Genomic DNA, 18749 nt, shown 5'->3' with positions numbered 1-18749 from the left:
GCCCCGCCATGCTTCACCTGCCCGTCCGCTTCGACCCGATCAATGAGCTGACCCGCACCACCGCCTCGTCGGTGAAGGAGCACTGGCGGAAGGTCATGCAGGAGGTCCGCGACCAGCGCATGGTGGTGGTCACCAACCACAATGAGCCGCAGGCGGTCATCGTCTCCATCGAGCAGTACCGCGCCCTGCAGGCCCGCGTCGAAGCGCTGGAATCCTCGCTGGAAGAACTGCGCGGGCAGGCCCCGGGCCTGGCCGAACTGCGCGCCGGCTTCGACCAGCGCCTGGCCGTGCTGCAGCAGGCCCAGGCCGGTGACACCGCGCGTGCGCTGCTGCGCCGCCCGGCGCGCCTGAAGGGGCAGGTCAAGGCCGGCACGGGGCACTGATGTCTCGACCGTTCCTGTACGTCCTTGCCGGCGTCAACGGCGCCGGCAAGAGTTCGGTGGGCGGCCACGTGCTGCGCGAGGCCGGGCTGGACTGGTTCAATCCGGATACGTTCGCCCGTGGCCTGCGCGAGCTGTCGGGCCAGTCCCAGGCCGAGGCCAACGCCCAGGCCTGGCAGGAAGGCGTCAACCGCATCCGCGATGCCCTCGACCGGGGCCACAACCACGCCTTCGAAACCACCCTGGGCGGCAATTCCATCGCCGCCCTGCTGCATGAAGCCAGCCACAGCCACGACGTGCTGATGTGGTTCTGCGGGCTGTCCAGCCCGGAGCAGCACATCGCGCGCGTGCAGGCACGGGTGCGCAGCGGTGGCCACCCCATCAACGAGGCCGACATCCGCCGGCGCTGGCCGCTGGCCCAGCAGAACCTGGTGCGGCTGATGCCGGTGCTGGCCCAGCTGCAGGTCTACGACAACAGCGCCGAGGCCGCCCCCGGCGAAGCCGTGCCCGATCCGCAGCTGCTGCTGCAGATGGAAGACGGCCAAGTGCTGTACCCCGAGCCCGACGACCTTGCCCAGCTGGCAGCCACGCCCGCCTGGGCCACCCCGCTGCTGGAAGCCGCCCTCCGCCTGTAACCCAAGGGGTCGGATCCCGGGGTCGGATCCCTTTCCAAAGGAAAGGGCTCTGACCCCCAATCCTGATCCCCATCCATACACCACCTTCACTGTTTGTTGATTGAACGTTCAATCAACAAACGCGATACTGTCCACCTCGGGCCAACGCCCATGCCCCAGGTGAGACCGTGCCGAAGAAAGGCATCGAACCCATCCGCCGCGAGCAGCTGATCCAAGCCACCTTCCAGGTCATCCACGATATCGGCCTGGCCGATGCCACCGTGGCCACCATCGCCCGCCAGGCCGGCCTGTCCACCGGCATCGTCGCCCACTACTTCGGCGACAAGGCCGGCCTGCTCAACGCGGCCATGCGGCAGATCCTCAATGAACTGAAGGATGCCTTCGCCCACTGCCGGGCCCGCGCCGATGCAGACCCGCGGGCCCAGTTGCGCGCCCTGGTCGATGGCAACTTCGACCAGACCCAGACCAGCGGCCCGGCCATGCGGGTCTGGCTGACCTTCTGGGCGGCGAGCATGCACCAGCCGGAACTGGCCCGCCTGCAGCGCATCAACGACCAGCGGCTGTATTCCAACCTGGCCCATCAGTTCCACCGCGCGCTGCCCTCCGGACGCGCCCGCGACGCCGCGCGCGGGCTGGCCGCGATGATCGACGGCCTGTGGCTGCGCGGCAGCCTGGTCGGCGGCCCATTCGACACCGCCGCCGCACGCGCGCTGGCCTACGCCTATATCGACTTCCAGCTGCAGCCCGAGGGCGTATAAGCAGCCTCAAGCCCTTCCCCTTTGTTTCCAGGAGTGCCCCATGTCCCCCCTGCCCGTACAGCAGCTCTACATCCACGGCCAACGCGTCGACGCCACCAGCGGCAAGACCTTCCAGAGCATCAACCCGGCCAACGGCCAGGTGCTGGCCGAGGTGCAGATCGCCAGCGAGGCCGACGTCGAACGCGCGGTGCGGAGTGCCGCCGAAGGACAGAAGGTCTGGGCGGCGATGACGGCGATGGAGCGTTCGCGCATCCTGCGCCGCGCCGTCGATATCCTGCGCGAGCGCAACGATGAGCTGGCCCGGCTGGAAACCCTGGATACCGGCAAGGCCCTGGCCGAAACCACCACGGTGGACATCGTCACCGGCGCCGATGTGCTGGAGTACTACGCCGGCCTGGCCACCGCCATCGAAGGCATCCAGCTGCCGCTGCGCGAATCAAGCTTCTTCTACACGCGCCGCGAACCGCTGGGCGTGGTCGCCGGCATCGGTGCCTGGAATTACCCGATCCAGATCGCGCTGTGGAAATCGGCGCCTGCGCTGGCCGCCGGCAACGCCATGGTGTTCAAGCCCTCCGAAGTGACCCCGCTGACCGCACTGAAGCTGGCCGAGATCTACAGCGAAGCCGGCGTTCCGGACGGCGTGTTCAACGTGGTGCAGGGCCCGGGCGGCGAGATCGGCAACTGGCTCACCGAGCATCCGGTGATCGAGAAGATCTCCTTCACCGGCGGCGTGGCCACCGGCAAGAAGGTGATGGCCGCGGCCGCGTCCTCCTCGTTGAAGGAAGTGACCATGGAACTGGGCGGCAAGTCGCCGCTGGTCATCTGCGATGACGCCGACCTGGACCGCGCCGCTGACATCGCGGTGATGGCCAATTTCTTCAGCTCCGGCCAGGTCTGCACCAACGGCACCCGCGTGTTTGTGCCGCGCGCCCTGCTGGCCGCGTTCGAAGCCGCCGTGGTCGAGCGCGTGAAGCGCATCCGCATCGGCGACCCGCAGGCGGCCGACACCAACTTCGGCCCGATGGTCAGCTTCCCGCACATGCAGAACGTGCTGCGCTACATCGACAGTGGCAAGGCCGAAGGCGCGCGCCTGCTGGCCGGCGGTGGCCGTGCCGGGGAAGGCGCACTGGCCGAAGGCGCCTACGTGCTGCCGACCGTGTTCTCCGATTGCCGCGATGACATGACCATCGTCCGCGAGGAGATCTTCGGGCCGGTGATGAGCATCCTCGCCTACGACGACGAGGACGAAGCCATCCGCCGCGCCAACGACACCACCTTCGGCCTCGCTGCAGGCGTGGTCAGCCGGGACATCAGCCGCGCCCATCGCATCATCCACCGCCTCGAAGCCGGCATCTGCTGGATCAACACCTGGGGCGAATCGCCGGCGGAAATGCCGGTGGGTGGCTACAAGCAATCCGGCGTCGGCCGCGAGAACGGCCTGTCCACGCTGGGCCACTACACCCGCATCAAGTCGGTGCAGGTCGAACTGGGCGACTACGCCAGCGTGTTCTGATCGGCGCGCCCTGAGCCGCCCCGCCCCACCGCCCGGCCCGCGTGCCGGACCGACATTCCGCCGGGACGCCTGCGCATCGCGCGTCCCGGCCAGCAGGAGAACCCCATGAGCACCCACACCGAGTACGACTACATCATCATCGGCGCTGGTTCGGCCGGCAACGTGCTGGCCACCCGCCTCACCGAGGATGCCGATGTCAGCGTGCTGCTGCTGGAAGCCGGTGGCCCGGATTACCGCCTCGACTTCCGTACCCAGATGCCGGCCGCGCTGGCCTATCCGCTGCAGGGCAAGCGCTACAACTGGGCGTACAAGACCGACCCGGAGCCCTTCATGAACAACCGCCGCATGGATTGCGGCCGCGGCAAGGGCCTGGGCGGCTCATCGCTCATCAATGGCATGTGCTACATCCGCGGCAACGCCATGGACTATGACCACTGGGCCAGCATGCCCGGCCTGGAAAACTGGACCTACCTGGACTGCCTGCCCTACTTCCGCAAGGCCGAGACCCGCGACATCGGCGCCAACGATTACCACGGCGGCGATGGCCCGCTGCGGGTGACCACGCCAAAGGCCGGCAACAACGAACTGTTCGCCGCCATGGTCGAAGCCGGCGTGCAGGCCGGCTACCCGCGCACCGATGACCTCAACGGCTACCAGCAGGAAGGCTTCGGCCCGATGGACCGCACGGTGACCCCGCAGGGCCGCCGCTCCAGCACCGCCCGTGGCTACCTGGACCTGGCCAAGCCGCGCCCGAACCTGACCATCGTCACCCACGCCCTCACCGATCGCATCCTGTTCTCGGGCAAGCGCGCGGTCGGCGTGCAGTGGCTGCACAACGACCAGCCGCAGCGTGCCACTGCACGCCGCGAAGTGCTGCTGTGCGGCGGCGCCATCGCCTCGCCGCAGATCCTGCAGCGCTCCGGCGTCGGCCCGGCCGACCTGCTGCGCAGCCTGGACATCGATCTGGTGCACCACCTGCCGGGCGTCGGCGCCAACCTGCAGGATCACCTGGAGATGTACCTGCAGTACGAGTGCAAAAAGCCGGTATCGCTGGCCCCGGCGCTGAAGCTGCACAACCAGCCCGCCATCGGTGCCGAATGGCTGTTCATGGGCACCGGCATCGGCGCCAGCAACCAGTTCGAGGCCGGTGGCTTCATCCGCAGCGACGAGGCCTTCGACTGGCCGAACCTGCAGTACCACTTCCTGCCGGTGGCGATCAATTACAACGGCTCCAACCCGATCAAGGCGCACAGCTTCCAGATGCACGTCGGCTCGATGCGCTCGCCCAGCCGCGGCCGCGTGCAGGTGGTATCCAAGGATCCGCGCGTGCACCCCAGCATCCTGTTCAACTACATGTCGCACGAGCAGGACTGGCGCGAGTTCCGCGCGGCCATCCGCATCACCCGCGAGATCTTCGCGCAGCCAGCGCTGGCGCCGTACAGCGGCCGCGAGATTTCGCCGGGCCGCGAGCTGCAGACCGACGCACAGATCGACGGTTTCGTCCGCGAGCACGCCGAGACGGCCTACCACCCCTCGTGCACCAACAAGATGGGCCACGCCGATGACCCGATGGCGGTGGTCGACGGCCAGGGCCGCGTGCACGGCCTGGAAGGCCTGCGCATCGTCGATGCCTCGATCATGCCGCAGGTGGTGACCGGCAACCTCAACGCGCCGACCATCATGATGGCCGAGAAGCTGGCCGACGTGATCCGTGGGCGGAGTCCGCTGGCCCGCAGCACCGCGCCCTATTACAAGGCCAACGGCGCCCCCGCGCGCAGCCGCAGCTGACGCATACGCCTCTCAATCCTTCGGGTAGTGCCGGCCGCTGGCCGGCTCCTTCAGTGCCGGCCAGCGGCCGGCACTACCGGACACAGACGCCCCCTTCGCGTTTTCCCTACGGAACGGTATGCTGCTGCGAGCGGTTCTGGCGGATACTGTCCGCGCCGCACCCATCAAAAACGATTCCTGGAGGGGGAATATGAGTCTGGATCGTCCCTGGCTGCAGAGCTATCCGAAAGGCGTTCCCGCCGAAATCGACATCAACGAGTTCCATTCGGTAGCTTCGGTCTTCGACGCTTCCGTCGCGAAATTCCGCGACCGTCCCGCCTACTCCAGTTTCGGCAAGGTCCTCACCTACGGCGAAACCGACGCCCTGGTCGAGCAGTTCGCCGCCTACCTGCTGGGTGAGCTCAAGCTCAAGAAGGGTGACCGCGTCGCCCTGATGATGCCCAACTGCCTGCAGTACCCCATCGCCACCTTCGGCGTGCTGCGCGCCGGCCTGACCGTGGTCAACGTCAACCCGCTGTACACCGCGCGCGAGCTGAAGCACCAGCTGGTCGACGCCGGCGTCAGCGCGCTGGTGGTGGTGGACAACTTCGGTGACACCGTCCAGCAGGTCATCGCCGACACCCCGGTCAAGCACGTCATCACCACCGGCCTGGGCGACCTGCTCGGCCTCAAGGGCACGATCGTCAATTTCGTGCTCAAGTACGTCAAGAAGATGGTGCCCAACTACCATCTGAAGGGCGCGGTGCGCTTCCGCCAGGCACTCAAGCTCGGCAGCCGCCACACCCTGCCCAAGGTCGAGATCGACCACGACGACGTCGCGTTCCTGCAGTACACCGGCGGCACCACCGGCGTCGCCAAGGGTGCGATGCTGACCAACCGCAACCTGATCGCCAACATGCAGCAGGCTTCGGCCTGGATCGGCGCGTCGGGCATCGAGCCGGGCAAGGAGTGGATCATCACTGCCCTGCCGCTGTACCACATCTTCGCGCTGACGGCCAACGGCCTGGTCTTCATGAAGTTCGGTGGCTGCAACCACCTCATCACCAACCCGCGCGACATGAAGGGCTTCGTCAAGGAGCTCAAGTCGGTGCGCTTCACCGCCATCACCGGCGTCAACACCCTGTTCAACGGCCTGCTCAACACCCCCGGCTTCGACACCGTCGACTTCTCCTCGCTGAAGGTGACCCTGGGTGGCGGCATGGCCGTGCAGCGTGCGGTGGCCGAGCGCTGGAAGAAGGTGACCGGGGTGACTCTGGTCGAGGCCTACGGCCTGACCGAGACCTCGCCGGCAGCCTGCATCAACCCGCTGGACCTGAAGGAATACAACGGCGCCATCGGCCTGCCGATCCCGTCCACCGATGCCTGCATCAAGGACGACAACGGCAATGTCCTGGCCATGGGCGAGGTGGGCGAGCTGTGCATCCGCGGCCCGCAGGTGATGAAGGGCTACTGGCAGCGCCCCGACGAGACCGCCACCGCCATCGATGCCGACCAGTGGCTGCACACCGGCGACATGGCGAAGATGGACGAACAGGGCTTCTTCTACATCGTCGACCGCAAGAAGGACATGATCCTGGTGTCCGGCTTCAACGTATACCCGAACGAAGTCGAGGACGTCATCGCGATGATGCCGGGCGTGCTGGAAGTGGCCGCCGTCGGTGTACCGGACGAGAAGTCCGGTGAAGTCGTGAAGGTGGTCATCGTGAAGAAGGACCCGAACCTGACCGCCGAAATGGTCAAGGAACACGCACGGGCCAATCTCACCGGCTACAAGCACCCCCGGATCGTGGAATTCCGCAAGGAACTGCCGAAGACCAACGTGGGCAAGATCCTGCGCCGTGAACTGCGCGATACGCCCGCCCCGTAAGGGTCTGCTCCAGGTTGAATGCTTTCAGGCCCGGGTCGGCAACGACCCGGGCCTTTTCGCATGCGTGGTCACGTGCCCGGTGTAGCATCGCCGCGTGTGTGGACCGTTCGGCCCGCCGGCCACCACTTCTCTCTACGGGCCGCATGCCGAGGACACTTCAATGAGCACCATCGAAAAGCTGCCGACCAGTGGTTCGCCCTACGCCACCATCCGTACGGACGACCGCAACAACGACACCGCCCACTGGCTGTTCATGCATGCCGATGCTGCGACGGGCATCCGCCCGTGCTGCCGCAAGGACATGCTGGACGAAATGTGGAGCTACATGAGCGCCATCACCCGCGGCCCGGCGCAGCGCCACAGCGGGCAGCTGCGCCACTTCGTGCTGGCCTCCGATGCCGCCGCGTACAACCTGGGTGGCGATCTGGACCTGTTCACCCGCCTGATCCGCGAAGGCAACCGCGACCTGCTGCTGACCTACGCCCAGCGCTGCGTGGAAGGCGTGCATCACCTGCACACCGGTTTCGGCGGTGACGTGCGTTCGATCGCGCTCATCCAGGGCGATGCGCTGGGCGGCGGCCTGGAAATGGCCCTGGCCTGCCACACCATCGTGGCCGAGGAAGGCTGCGGCATGGGCCTGCCGGAAGTGCTGTTCGGCCTGTTCCCGGGCATGGGCGCCTATTCCTTCCTGTGCCGCCGGGTGTCGCCGCAGCTGGCCGAGAAGATCATCCTCGATGGCCGCGTCTACAGCGCCGAGGAAATGCATGCACTGGGCGTGGTCGACGTGCTGGTGAAGAAGGGCGAAGGCCGCGCCGCCGTCGAAGACATGATCCGCCAGCAGCAGCGTCTGCCGCAGTCGTACCTGGCCATGAACGCGGCGCGCAACCTGGCGCAGGCGGTCAGCTACGACGAACTGCTGGAAATCACCAAGGTGTGGGTCGACTCCGCGCTGGCCCTGGGTGACCGTTCGCTGCGCACGATGGATCGCCTGGTGAAGGCGCAGACCCGTCGCGCCGGCCTCGACGCGGCCTGATTGCTGTCCTCCCCCTCTGGGTTCAAGCCCGGCTGGCCACCGGGCTTTTTTTCGCGCTCGCGCGACCAAGGCAGTAGATCCACGCCATGCGTGGATGCCTTGCATCGCGGACCCAGTAGATCCACGCCGTGCGTGGATGCCTTGCGTCGCGGACCGCGCGGAATGCAGCCGAGCATGGCCCGGCACTACATCGAACGAAGGCAGTCGAGCACGCTCGACTCTACCGCTCCATGTCGTCGGCGGCACCGCGGGCCCTGCGCTCGGCGCGCGCGTCCAACGCGTGACGCCCTTCCTTGATCGCGCCCTGCAGTACGGCCAGGCGCGCGCGCCACTCGGCCTTGAGCTGCCAATCGGCCATCCGCATCAACTCGCCAGCGCGGTTGGCGGCGCGCACCAGGCCCAGGTTGCCGGCCACGCCCTTGATCGCGTGGGACTGCTCGCGGAAGGCATCCCAGCGACCAGCCTCGCCCTCGCCTTCGGCCTTGCGCAGGCAGTTGTCGGCATCTTCCAGGCACTGGCGGATGAACTCGCGCTCGAACCCATCGCCCATGCCCAGTGAAGCCAGCTCGTCCAGCACGCCGGTGTCGAGCACGCCATCAAGGTTGGTGGCGGTACGCACGATCGGCGGCGCCGAGGCCTTCAGCTGGGCGTTGTTGGCGATCTCCGCCAGGGTGTCCAGCAGGCGCACGGCCACGACCGGCTTGGCCAGGAACGCGTGCGCGCCGGCCTGCGTGCAGCGCTGGATCGCCTCCGGGGTGACGTCGGCACTGAGCACCAGCACCGGCGTGCGCGGGCCGCCACCGGACTGCATCACCCGCAGCTCCTTCAGCATGTCCAGCCCACTCATGCCTGGCATGTGCAGGTCGACGATGGCCGCGTCGAATTCGCTCTCGGCCAGCGCATCCAGCACCGCCTCGCCCCCATCGACGCACATCACCTTGTGCCCGGCCTTCTGCAGCAGGCGCTGCAGCACCATGCGATTGGCCTCGTGGTCGTCCGCCACCAGGATCTGCATGCTGCGCACGCGGGCCCGATGGCGCAGGAAGGGGTCGGCGAAGGCGATGACGTTGCCACCCGGGCCCACGTCTTCGCCGGCGGCCACGCTCGGCACCGCACCGGCCACCACCGGCTGCGGCGGCGCGAACGGCAGTTCAACCCAGAAGTGGCTGCCCTGCGGCGGGTTGTCGAGGTAGCCGATCTCGCCGTCCATGGCCTCGACCAGGCCCTTGGCGATGGTCGTGCCCAGGCCGGTGCCTTCGTGGCGACGGGCCATGCTGACGTCGGCCTGTTCGAACGCTTCGAACAGCCGCGGGCGCATCGCCACCGGGACGCCGATGCCGGTATCGATGATGTCGAAGCGCAGGCGCACCGAACCCTGGGTGTCGGCGTGGACGAGGCCCACGCGCACTTCCACCTTGCCGTGATCGGTGAACTTCACCGCGTTGCCGGCCAGGTTGAGCAGGATCTGCCGCAGGTGACCGACGTCGCCCCGCAGCGTGGCCGGAACGTTCGCAGCCACCTTCACCCGGTAATCGAGATGCTTGGCCTTGGCCTGTGGCAGCAGGATCAGGCCGATCGCCTGGACCACGTCGGCCAGCACGAAATCCTCGGCCACCACGCGCAGCTTGCCGGCCTCGATGGCGGAGATGTCCAGCACCTCCTCGACCAGCGCCAGCAGGCTGCGGGACGAGGCCTGGATGGTGTTCAGGCACTCGCGCTGCTCATCGTCCAGGCGGGTGGTGGCCAGCACCTCGGTCATGCCACTCAGGCCGTTGAGCGGGGTGCGGAACTCGTGGCTCATGTTGGCCAGGAAGCGGCTCTTGGCTTCACTGGCGCGGCGCGCCTCGGCCATGGCCTTGGTCAGCTGCTTGAGCAGGGTCGAGAAGTACAGCGGCACTGCGGCCAGCCCCAGCCAGAGGCCGATGGCCAGGCGCAGGTTCTGTTCCCAGTACGGGGTCAGCAGCACGGTGCTGCCGAAGCTGACCATCGCCATCGCCACGGCGACGTACAGGTAGTTGTTGCCGAAGCGCATGCCGTTGCCGACGGTCACCCACATCACCACGATGTAGACCCACGACAGCGGCTCGCCCATCTGGATCATGCCCGCGGCGATCAGCCCGTAGTCGGCCAGCATGCCCAGCACGCGGCGCGGGTCCGAACGCCCAGGCTTCCACAGCAGCCAGCCGAACAGCAGCAGCGACAGCGACAGTCCGGTCAGCACGATGGCCAGCACGCCCACGTACTGGTCGTGCGGCAGATCGTGGCGCGGTGCCGGCAGCAGCACATAGGCCAGGATCAGGCTGATCAGGACGATACGGACGATCTGCTGCCCGTGCTCGCTGTCGTGGCGCTGGGACAACCGCAGGCGGGCCCGCGACAGCAGGGATGTCACGCGCCCATCCCCGGCCGCGCCGACGCGGTGGAATGCTCGGCGCAGATCTGTTCCAGCGCTTCGCGGCCACGCAGCAGCGCATCCACGCAGCGCGGGTCGAACAGGCGCCCGCGCTGGGCGTACAGGTACGCCAGGGTTGCCTCGAACGTCCACGCTTCCTTGTAGGGGCGCGGCGAGATCAGGGCATCGAACACATCGGCGACCGCGACGATGCGCGCTTCCAGCGGGATCGCGTCGCCGACCAGGCCATCGGGGTAGCCGCTGCCGTCGTAGCGCTCGTGGTGGCGCAGCGCGATCAACGCGCCGACCTGGATGAAGCGGTTCTGGCTGCCGCTGAGCAGCTCATGGCCGATGCGCGGATGCCGGCGCATGATCGCCAGCTCCTCGTCGTTGAGCTTGCCCTGCTTGAGCAGCACCGCATCGGGAATGGCGATCTTGCCCATGTCGTGCAAGGGCGCCGCCATCTCGATCAGCTTGACCTCTTCCTCGGGCAGCCCCAGCTGCTCGGCGATCAGCCCGGCGACGCGCGCCATGCGCTCGAGGTAGGCACTGGTGCCGGCATCACGGAACTCGATGGCGCGTGCCAGCCGCGAGAGGGTCTCGCGTTCGCGCTCCTCCACCTCGTGCATGCTGGCCAGCAGCCGCTGTTCCAGCGACAGCGCGCGTTGCTTCACGTTCTCGGCCTGCTGGCGCAGCTGCAACAGGTTGTAGCAGCGCGCCCGCAGCTCGCGCGGGCGGATCGGCTTGACCAGGAAATCGATGACGCCCGCTTCCAGCGCGGCCTGCCGGATCGGCTCGTCGCCGACCACGGTGATCAGGATCACGGGAATATCGCGGTGCTTGGGCAGCCGGCGGAAGCGGCGGGCGAATTCCAGCCCGTCCATCTCCGGCATGCGGTAGTCCAGCAGCAGCAGGTCAACCGGGTACGACTCGCACCAGGCAAGTGCGGTGAGTGGATCACCAAAGTCGTGCACGCTCAATTCGGGCGCGATGTCTTCAATGACATGGCGCAGCATCGTCCGTGCGGACGTCTGGTCATCGACGATGACGATGTTCAAGGCGTTCTCTGCCTGCCTTCTCGACCACGCTGGAAGATCCGCCAGCGAGGATACCCCGTCGCTGCGCACACTGGCACCCTGCATAGGCACGACTCCCGTCACGAGCGTCCCGGTTCATGATTGTCGTCACAATGTGAAGCGGGTTCTCCACATTGACCCTCCCGAACCCCGTCAAGCCACAGCGGGTGTCAAGGCCGTTCAACCACCATACGCCGAGTAAGCATCGCGTCAATGGCGCCGTCCGGATCCGGAACGGCGCGCACAGTCGGGAGCGGTACTGCGTCTTACTGCTCGGGGCGCATGTACGGGAACAGGAGCACGTCGCGGATCGAGCTGCTGCCGGTCAGCAGCATCACCAGGCGATCCACGCCGATGCCCAGTCCACCGGTCGGGGCCATACCGTACTCCAGCGCACGGATGTAATCGGCGTCGTAGTGCATGGCCTCGTCGTCGCCACCTTCCTTCGCGGCCACCTGGGCCTGGAAACGCTGCGCCTGGTCTTCCGGATCGTTCAGCTCGGAGAAGCCGTTGGCCAGCTCCTTGCCGTTGACGAACAGCTCGAAGCGGTCGGTGTAGCCCGGATCGTTGTCGTTGGCACGCGCCAGCGGCGAGACTTCCACCGGATGGTCGGTGATGAAGGTCGGCTGGATCAGGGTGTGTTCGACGGTCGCTTCGAAGATTTCCAGCAGCAGCTTGCCCCAGCCGTAGGACGGCTTGACGCGGATCTTCAGGCGCTCGCAATGGCGCAGCAGCGCCTCGCGGTCGGTGCAGTCGGCCGCCGAGATTTCCGGATTGTGGTGGCGCACCGCCTCGTCCATGCGCCAGCGGCGGAAGGCCGGGCCCAGGTCGATCTTCGCCCCGTCCCATTCCACTTCGGTGCCGCCGTTGACGGTGGTGGCCACGTCACGGATCACGCCTTCGGTCAGGTCCATGATCTCGTTGTACGTGGCGTAGGCCTCGTACAGCTCCATCATGGTGAACTCCGGGTTGTGGCGGGTGCTGACGCCTTCGTTGCGGAAGTTGCGGTTGATCTCGTACACCCGCTCCAGGCCGCCCACGGTCAGACGCTTGAGGTACAGCTCCGGCGCCACGCGCAGGTACAGGTCCAGGTCCAGCGCGTTGTGGTGGGTGGTGAACGGCTTGGCCGCTGCGCCGCCGGGGATGTAATGCATCATCGGCGTCTCGACTTCCAGGAAGTCGCGGTTGTCCAGCCACGCGCGCATGGCGCGGATGATCTTGGAGCGCTTGATGAAGACCGCGCGCGATTCCGGGGTCACGATCAGGTCGACGTAACGCTGGCGGTAGCGCTGCTCAACGTCGGCCAGGCCATGCCACTTGTCCGGCAGCGGGCGCAGCGACTTGGTCAGCAGGCGGATCGATTCGGCCTTGACCGACAGTTCGCCGGTCTTGGTGCGGGTCAGGGCGCCTTCGACGGCGATGATGTCGCCCACGTCCCAGCCCTTGAAGGCGGTGTAGGCATCGCCCAGCGTGCCGCCCTGCAGGAACAGCTGGATGCCGCCGGACTCGTCCTGGATCTGCGCGAAGCTGGCCTTGCCCATGATGCGCTTGGCCATCAGGCGGCCGGCCATCTTCACCTGGCGGCCGTTGCCTTCCAGGGCCTCGGCGGTCCAGGTGTCGGCATCGGCGAATTCGGCCTGCAGCTGCCCGGCGAAGTCCTCGCGACGGAAGTCATTCGGGTACGCGATGCCCTGCCCACGCAGCGATTTGAGTTTCTCACGGCGCTCGGCGATCAACTTGTTTTCGTCGACGGGGGGGGTATCGGTAGCTTCGCTCATGGATCTGCGGGAATCGTGTAGTGAGGGGGGAGGTTGCGCCCGGCACAGCCGGTTGCCCAGCATACCAAAACCGCCCTGCCCCGGCCCCGCCGCAGCCGGTAGCGCCGGGCCATGCCCGGCGTTCAGTCGCCCAGAATCCGCCGGGCGTGGCCCGGCGCTACCTCAGGCGTTCCCGGGGAACGCCTGCCGCAGTTCTTCCACCAGCACCCGCTGGTTCTCCGAATAGTCCACCGGCACCGACACCAGGTGCACCCCACCCTCGTTGAAGGCCGCTTCCAGGGTCGGGATGAACTGCTCGATGGCCGTCACCTCATGGCCCTTGCAGCCATAGGCCTCGGCGTACTTCACGAAATCCGGGTTGCTGAAGGTCATGCCGTAGTCGGTGAAGCCGTCCACCGCCTGCTTCCAGCGGATCATGCCGTAGGCGCCGTCGTTGAGGATCAGCACCACCAGGTTCAGGCCCAGCCGGCGCGCCGTCTCCAGCTCCTGGCTGTTCATCATGAAGCCGCCATCGCCGCAGACCGCCAGCACCCGTCGCTGCGGATACAGGATCGAGGCCATGATCGCCGACGGCAGGCCCGCCCCCATCGTCGCCAGGGCGTTGTCCAGCAGCAGCGTATTGGCCACCTGGGTGCGGTAATTGCGCGCGAACCAGATCTTGTACATGCCGTTGTCCAGCGCCACGATGCCGTCCGGCGGCATCACCTGGCGCACGTCATGCACCAGCCGCTGCGGGGTGAACCCGTCCTCCTCGGCACGATCAGCGAGGTGCTCCAGGATGGTCGCGCGCAGCGGCAGCAGCGCATCGGCGTTGGCCACGGCACCTTCGATGCGGTCGCCGAGCTGGGTCAGCGACCGGCCGATGTCGCCGATCACCTCCACCTGGGGGAAATACACCTGCTCCACCGCCGCCTGCGAATAGCCGATATGGATGACCGTCGGGCCACCCGGACGCATCACGAACGGCGGCTTCTCGGTCACTTCGTGGCCGATGGTCACGATCACGTCGGCCTGGTCGATGGCCATGTGCACGTAGTCGCGCTCGGTCAGCGCCGCAGTGCCCATGTACAGGCCCGAGCCACCGGCCACCGCGCCCTTGCCCATCTGCGTGGTGAAGAACGGAATGCCGGCGCGCTGCACGAAGGCCGACAGCGCCTCGCTGGACTGCGGCCGCGACGCCGCCGAAGCGATCATCAGCAGCGGCCGCTTTGCGGTACGGATGATCTCCGCCGCGCGGTCCAGCGCTTCCGGGCTGGCAATCGGCCGGTCCACTGCGTGCGGCGGAATCAGTGCCACGCCCTCGACTTCATCGGCGGCGATGTCCTCGGGCAGCTCCAGCAGCACCGGGCCGGGGCGCTCCTCCTGGGCCACGCGGAACGCCTCACGGACGATGGTCGGGATGGTGCGTGCCGAGACGATCTGCCGCGCCTGCTTGGTCAGCGGCTTCATCGTGCTGACGATGTCCACGATCTGGAAGCGCGCCTGCTTGCTGGCGACGATGCCCTTCTGGCCGGTGATCATGATGACCGGCCACGCGCCCAACAACGCGTACGCGGCGCCGGTGGTGAAATTGAGCGCGCCCGGGCCGAGCGTGGCCAGGCACACGCCCGGCTTGCCGGTGAGGCGGCCGTAGGTGGCGGCCATGAACACCGCCGCCTGTTCGTGGCGGGTGATGACCAGCTCGATGCTGGAATGGCGGAGCGACTCGACAACGTCGAGGTTCTCTTCACCGGGAATGCCGAAAATACGCTCGACGCCTTCGTTCTCAAGTGCGGCGACGAGCAGGTCTGAACCCTTGGACATGGGAATGCCGTCCTTTTTTCGCTGGACTGATGATGGATCGTTGCAGGAAGGGTGGAAGCCGCGCGTCAACGCTTGTCGAACCACACCGTCTGCGCATTGACGAACTCGCGGATACCGAAGTGCGAGAGCTCGCGGCCAAAGCCGCTCTTCTTGACGCCGCCGATCGGCACGCGCGGGTCGGAGGCCGAGAAGCCGTTGACGAATACGCCGCCGGTCTGCAGGCGGCGTGCCAGCTGCATCGCGCGGGCACGATCGCCGGTCCACAGGTTCCCACTGAGGCCGAATTCGCTCTGGTTGGCCAGTTCCACCGCATGGTCGGCATCACGGGCGCGGCTGATCGAGGCGACCGGGCCGAAGGTCTCGGTGTCGAAGGCCTGCATGCCCGGCTCCACGCCAGCCAGCACGGTGGGCGCATAGAACGCACCCGGACGATCCAGCTGGTGCCCGCCGACCAGCAACTGCGCACCGGCATCGACCGAGGCACGCACCTGTGCATCCAGCTGTTCCAGCAGGTCCTGACGGGCCATCGGGCCGATGCGGTTACCGGCTTCGCGGCCATCACCAATCGTCAGGGCCTGCACCTTCTGGCAGAACTGCGCCACGAAGCGGTCGTACACCGCCGCTTCGACGATGATGCGCTTGCCGGCAATGCAGACCTGCCCGGTGTTCTGGAAGCGCGAAGCGACGGCTGCATCGACGGCAGCGTCGAGATCGGCGTCTGCCAGCACGATGAACGGATCAGAACCGCCCAGCTCCAGCACCACCTTCTTCAGCGCCTGCCCGGCCTGGGCGGCGATGCTGCGGCCCGCGGCCACGCTGCCGGTGAGGGTGACCGCGGCGATGCGGTCATCGGCGATGGCCGCACTGGTGCCTTCGCGGCTGATGTTGGCCGCAATGAAGGTGCCGTCCGGCAGCCCAGCCTCGCGCCAGGCGGCATCGAGCAGCTGCGCGGTGCCGACGATGTTCTCGGCGGGCTTCAGCAGGAAGCCATTGCCGCCCATCAGGATCGGCACGGCCGCCCGCATCACCTGCCAGTACGGGAAGTTCCACGGCATGATGCCCAGCACCACGCCCAGCGGCAGGTAGGACACGTAGGCCTTGTCGTTGGCCACCTGGGTGGGTTCGTCGCGCAGGAACTGCGCACCGTTTTCGGCGTACCAGTCGCACAGCAGCGCGCATTTCTCGATTTCGGCCAGCGATTCGGCGTGGACCTTGCCCATTTCGGCGGTGGCCAGCGCGGCCAGCGGCTCGCGGTCGCGGCGCAGGACGGCCGCCATCGCGCGCAGCACGGCAGCGCGCGCCTCCAGCGGCTGGGTGCTCCAGGCGGCAAAGCCTGCCTGGCCACGCTGCAGGAGGGTTTCAAGTTCGGCGGCGGTGGCGAAGGGATGGCTGGCGATCTGCTGGCCGGTGGCCGGATCGCGGGAGATGGCGGTGGTGGGGGCAGTGGACATGCAGGTCTCCTGTTGTCTCGAGAACGGGCGGGCAGCCCGCCTCCTGCACAGGAATGTGGACCTGTTCGATGGCAGCAACAAGGCGTCTGCTTATCCTGTGACCTGCAGTTACCTGTATAGGGAGGGGGTCATGGCAGGGCTGCGCCCTGCACCCGCTCAATGCAACGTCAACGTCAACGTCAAATGCGTGCATTCCGTGGGTTGGCGGGGCGGGTCCGGTTGAGGGGGACGCTGCAAGTACGTCCATGTAAGCTCGGTCGCCGCATCCATGCGGCTCACGCCCCCTCAACCGGACCCACCCCGCCTTCGACAGTTTCCCGCGAGCTGTCGGAACCTGCTGCTGATGGTGGGTGCCGATTTCCGCTGCTGTCGGTGGGTGCCGACCGTTGGTCGGCACGGGGTCGGATCTGACAGATGTGCCGACCAACGGTCGGCACCCACCAACAGCCCATTGTCCCGCCATCCCACGGAACGCGGTCTTTGACGTTGACGTTGCCTTGGCTCGAAGCAGGTGCAGGGCGGCAGCCCTGCAAACAGCCCCACCTACAACGATGGTATTACCCATTCAGTGCGATATTCGCACGCGCAGTCGATTACCGCACTTGAATGGTGCAGTGCGATAAACCTAATTTCACTCCCACAGTTTCACAGCAGTCCAAGCGATCCACCCCTGGCGGGGCGAGGGCAGCAGCCGGTCCGGTGCTGAAGCCAGGTGCAGGGGAAGACCGCCGGATTTCCCTTCATCTGTGCGGAGTGATCGCATGCGCCGTCGTCTGTCCGTTGTTTCCATGTCCCTGCTTGCCGTGCTGCCGTCGCTGGCGCTGGCCTACCAGGCCGAACCGCCGCGCGAAGACCTGCAGGTCCTGCGCGTGGACCGCTACGCCGACGACGCCAATGCCGGCTCGCTGCGCTGGGCCATCACCACCGCCAACGCCGCACCGGGCCGCTATCGCATCGAGATCGACGCCGTCGGCACCGCACCCTACGTGATCAAGCCGGCCGCGCCGCTGCCGGAAATCAAGGGTCCGGTGCAGATCATCGGCACGCCGTGGGCGCGCGATGGGCAGTACGTCGCCATCGATGGATCGGCCTACGTCACTGGCACCGGTACCGATGCCTGCCCGGGCGCCGAGCCAGGCCAGTCCGGCACCAACGTGCGCACCACCACGCTGCCGGGCCTGGTCCTGCGCGATACCCAGGGCGTGGAACTGGCCGGCCTGGAGATCCGCAACTTCTGCATCGGCGTGCTGGTCAACCGCGCCAGCCACAACGAGATCCATGACAACCGCATCGTCGCCAACAAGGGCGGCGCCGGCATCATGCTCACCGGCGACGACGGCAAGGGCCAGTCCACCGCCACCACCACCGTGCACAACCGCATCGTGCGCAACGAATTCCTCGACAACGGCGACGGCCTGGAGCTGACCCGTGGCGCGGCCTGGAACCTGGTGGCCAACAACCTGTTCCAGTCCACCCGCGCCAACCCGGAACCCTCGCAGGGCATCGAGATCCTGTGGGGCAACGACAACAGCGTGGTCCACAACCGCTTCGTCGATTACTCCGATGGCCTGCAGATCAACTGGGGCAACCGCAACTACATCGCGGCCAACACCTTCACCGGCAATTCGCTGGGCCTGAGCATCACCGGCAGCGGCAACGTGGTCGATGGCAACACCATCACCGGCAATGGCATCGGCATCGGCGTGCGCCCGCAGTCGGTCAGTGCGCCGAACCGCTTCACCGCCAACCGCATCTTCGGCAACGGCCTGCCGATCGAGCGCTGTGAAGCCGGCGGCGCCTGCGTGAAGGGCCAGCCGCGCGGCGCCATCGTGTTCGGCGTGCCGGGCCTGGAACACGCCAGCTTCGTCGGCTCGCGGGGCCGTGGCGTCGACAACGATCCGTCCAAGCGTGCACGCATCTGCACCGCTGCCGGCCAGGCCGACTGCCAGCCGCTGCCGAACCTGGGCCAGGCAGCGCCGCAGCTGACCGCCGTGCAGGGCAAGGGCGCGCAGCGCCAGCTGACCGGCCGTTTTCAGGGCGTGCCCGACAGCCGCTACCAGGTGGAAGTGTTCGGCAACCGTGCAGCCAGCGGCAGCGAGGCCGAGCTGGTGCTGGGCAGCGTCGAGGCCCGTACGGATGCGCAGGGGCAGGGCAGCTTCACCTTTGCGCTCGGTGCCGGGGCAGATGCTGCCGCTGCCGGCAGTCTGACCGCCACCGTCACCTCGGCGCAGGGCGCCACCTCCCCCCTGAGCGCGCCGCTGTCGCTGCGCTGATC

Annotated in this window: 13 protein-coding genes; 8 read left to right on the top strand and 5 right to left on the bottom strand. The window is 67.2% G+C overall.

What is annotated here, in order from left to right:
• The first annotated feature begins 8 nt into the window (after positions 1-8).
• The 7 genes from QMZ26_RS03730 to QMZ26_RS03700 all read left to right on the top strand — a co-directional run bounded on the left by QMZ26_RS03730 (position 9) and on the right by QMZ26_RS03700 (position 7974).
• On the top strand, positions 9-383 hold the full coding sequence (locus QMZ26_RS03730) for a type II toxin-antitoxin system Phd/YefM family antitoxin (RefSeq protein ID WP_283220619.1): 375 nt from the start codon (positions 9-11) through the stop codon (positions 381-383).
• A complete protein-coding gene (locus tag QMZ26_RS03725; RefSeq protein WP_283220618.1) occupies positions 383-1015 on the top strand; it encodes an AAA family ATPase in 633 nt (210 codons plus the stop codon). The genes QMZ26_RS03730 and QMZ26_RS03725 overlap by 1 nt, the downstream gene beginning before the upstream one ends.
• Positions 1016-1182: 167 nt before the next feature.
• Positions 1183-1773: a transcriptional regulator BetI gene (betI, locus tag QMZ26_RS03720; RefSeq protein WP_283220617.1), complete on the top strand. Its 591-nt coding sequence runs from the start codon at positions 1183-1185 to the stop codon at positions 1771-1773.
• Positions 1774-1813: 40 nt separating this feature from the next.
• Positions 1814-3286, top strand: a complete 1473-nt coding sequence (gene betB, locus QMZ26_RS03715; RefSeq protein WP_283220616.1) for a betaine-aldehyde dehydrogenase — start codon at positions 1814-1816, stop codon at positions 3284-3286.
• Between the two features lie 105 nt (positions 3287-3391).
• A complete protein-coding gene (gene betA / locus QMZ26_RS03710; RefSeq protein WP_283220615.1) occupies positions 3392-5074 on the top strand; it encodes a choline dehydrogenase in 1683 nt (560 codons plus the stop codon).
• 190 nt (positions 5075-5264) lie between these two features.
• Positions 5265-6941, top strand: coding sequence for a long-chain fatty acid--CoA ligase (locus tag QMZ26_RS03705; RefSeq protein WP_079221766.1), 1677 nt, complete (start codon positions 5265-5267; stop codon positions 6939-6941).
• 160 nt (positions 6942-7101) lie between these two features.
• Complete coding sequence (locus QMZ26_RS03700) at positions 7102-7974, top strand: crotonase/enoyl-CoA hydratase family protein (RefSeq protein WP_079221765.1); 873 nt, start codon at positions 7102-7104, stop codon at positions 7972-7974.
• A 220-nt stretch (positions 7975-8194) separates the two neighbouring features.
• Here QMZ26_RS03700 and QMZ26_RS03695 read toward each other — a convergent pair whose 3' ends face one another.
• From QMZ26_RS03695 to QMZ26_RS03675, 5 genes are all read right to left on the bottom strand, one after another.
• A complete protein-coding gene (locus tag QMZ26_RS03695; RefSeq protein WP_108746622.1) occupies positions 8195-10366 on the bottom strand; it encodes a response regulator in 2172 nt (723 codons plus the stop codon).
• Entirely contained in the window at positions 10363-11508 is a 1146-nt protein-coding gene (locus tag QMZ26_RS03690) for a two-component system response regulator (RefSeq protein WP_283220614.1), read from the bottom strand. Before QMZ26_RS03690 ends, QMZ26_RS03695 begins: the two co-directional genes overlap by 4 nt.
• Before the next feature lie 200 nt (positions 11509-11708).
• On the bottom strand, positions 11709-13220 hold the full coding sequence (gene lysS, locus QMZ26_RS03685; RefSeq protein WP_283220613.1) for a lysine--tRNA ligase: 1512 nt from the start codon (positions 13218-13220) through the stop codon (positions 11709-11711).
• A gap of 162 nt (positions 13221-13382) precedes the next feature.
• Positions 13383-15023, bottom strand: coding sequence for an acetolactate synthase large subunit (locus QMZ26_RS03680; RefSeq protein WP_283220612.1), 1641 nt, complete (start codon positions 15021-15023; stop codon positions 13383-13385).
• Between the two features lie 65 nt (positions 15024-15088).
• Entirely contained in the window at positions 15089-16474 is a 1386-nt protein-coding gene (locus QMZ26_RS03675) for an NAD-dependent succinate-semialdehyde dehydrogenase (protein ID WP_283220611.1), read from the bottom strand.
• A gap of 761 nt (positions 16475-17235) precedes the next feature.
• Between QMZ26_RS03675 and QMZ26_RS03670 the strand changes: the two genes are divergently transcribed.
• Positions 17236-18747: a right-handed parallel beta-helix repeat-containing protein gene (locus QMZ26_RS03670; protein WP_283220610.1), complete on the top strand. Its 1512-nt coding sequence runs from the start codon at positions 17236-17238 to the stop codon at positions 18745-18747.
• Positions 18748-18749 lie beyond the last annotated feature (2 nt).

Source organism: Stenotrophomonas sp. PFBMAA-4, assembly GCF_030053215.1.
GTDB lineage: Bacteria > Pseudomonadota > Gammaproteobacteria > Xanthomonadales > Xanthomonadaceae > Stenotrophomonas.
Note: the sequence above shows the minus strand (reverse complement) of the source record. Positions and strands in the feature narration are given on the sequence as shown.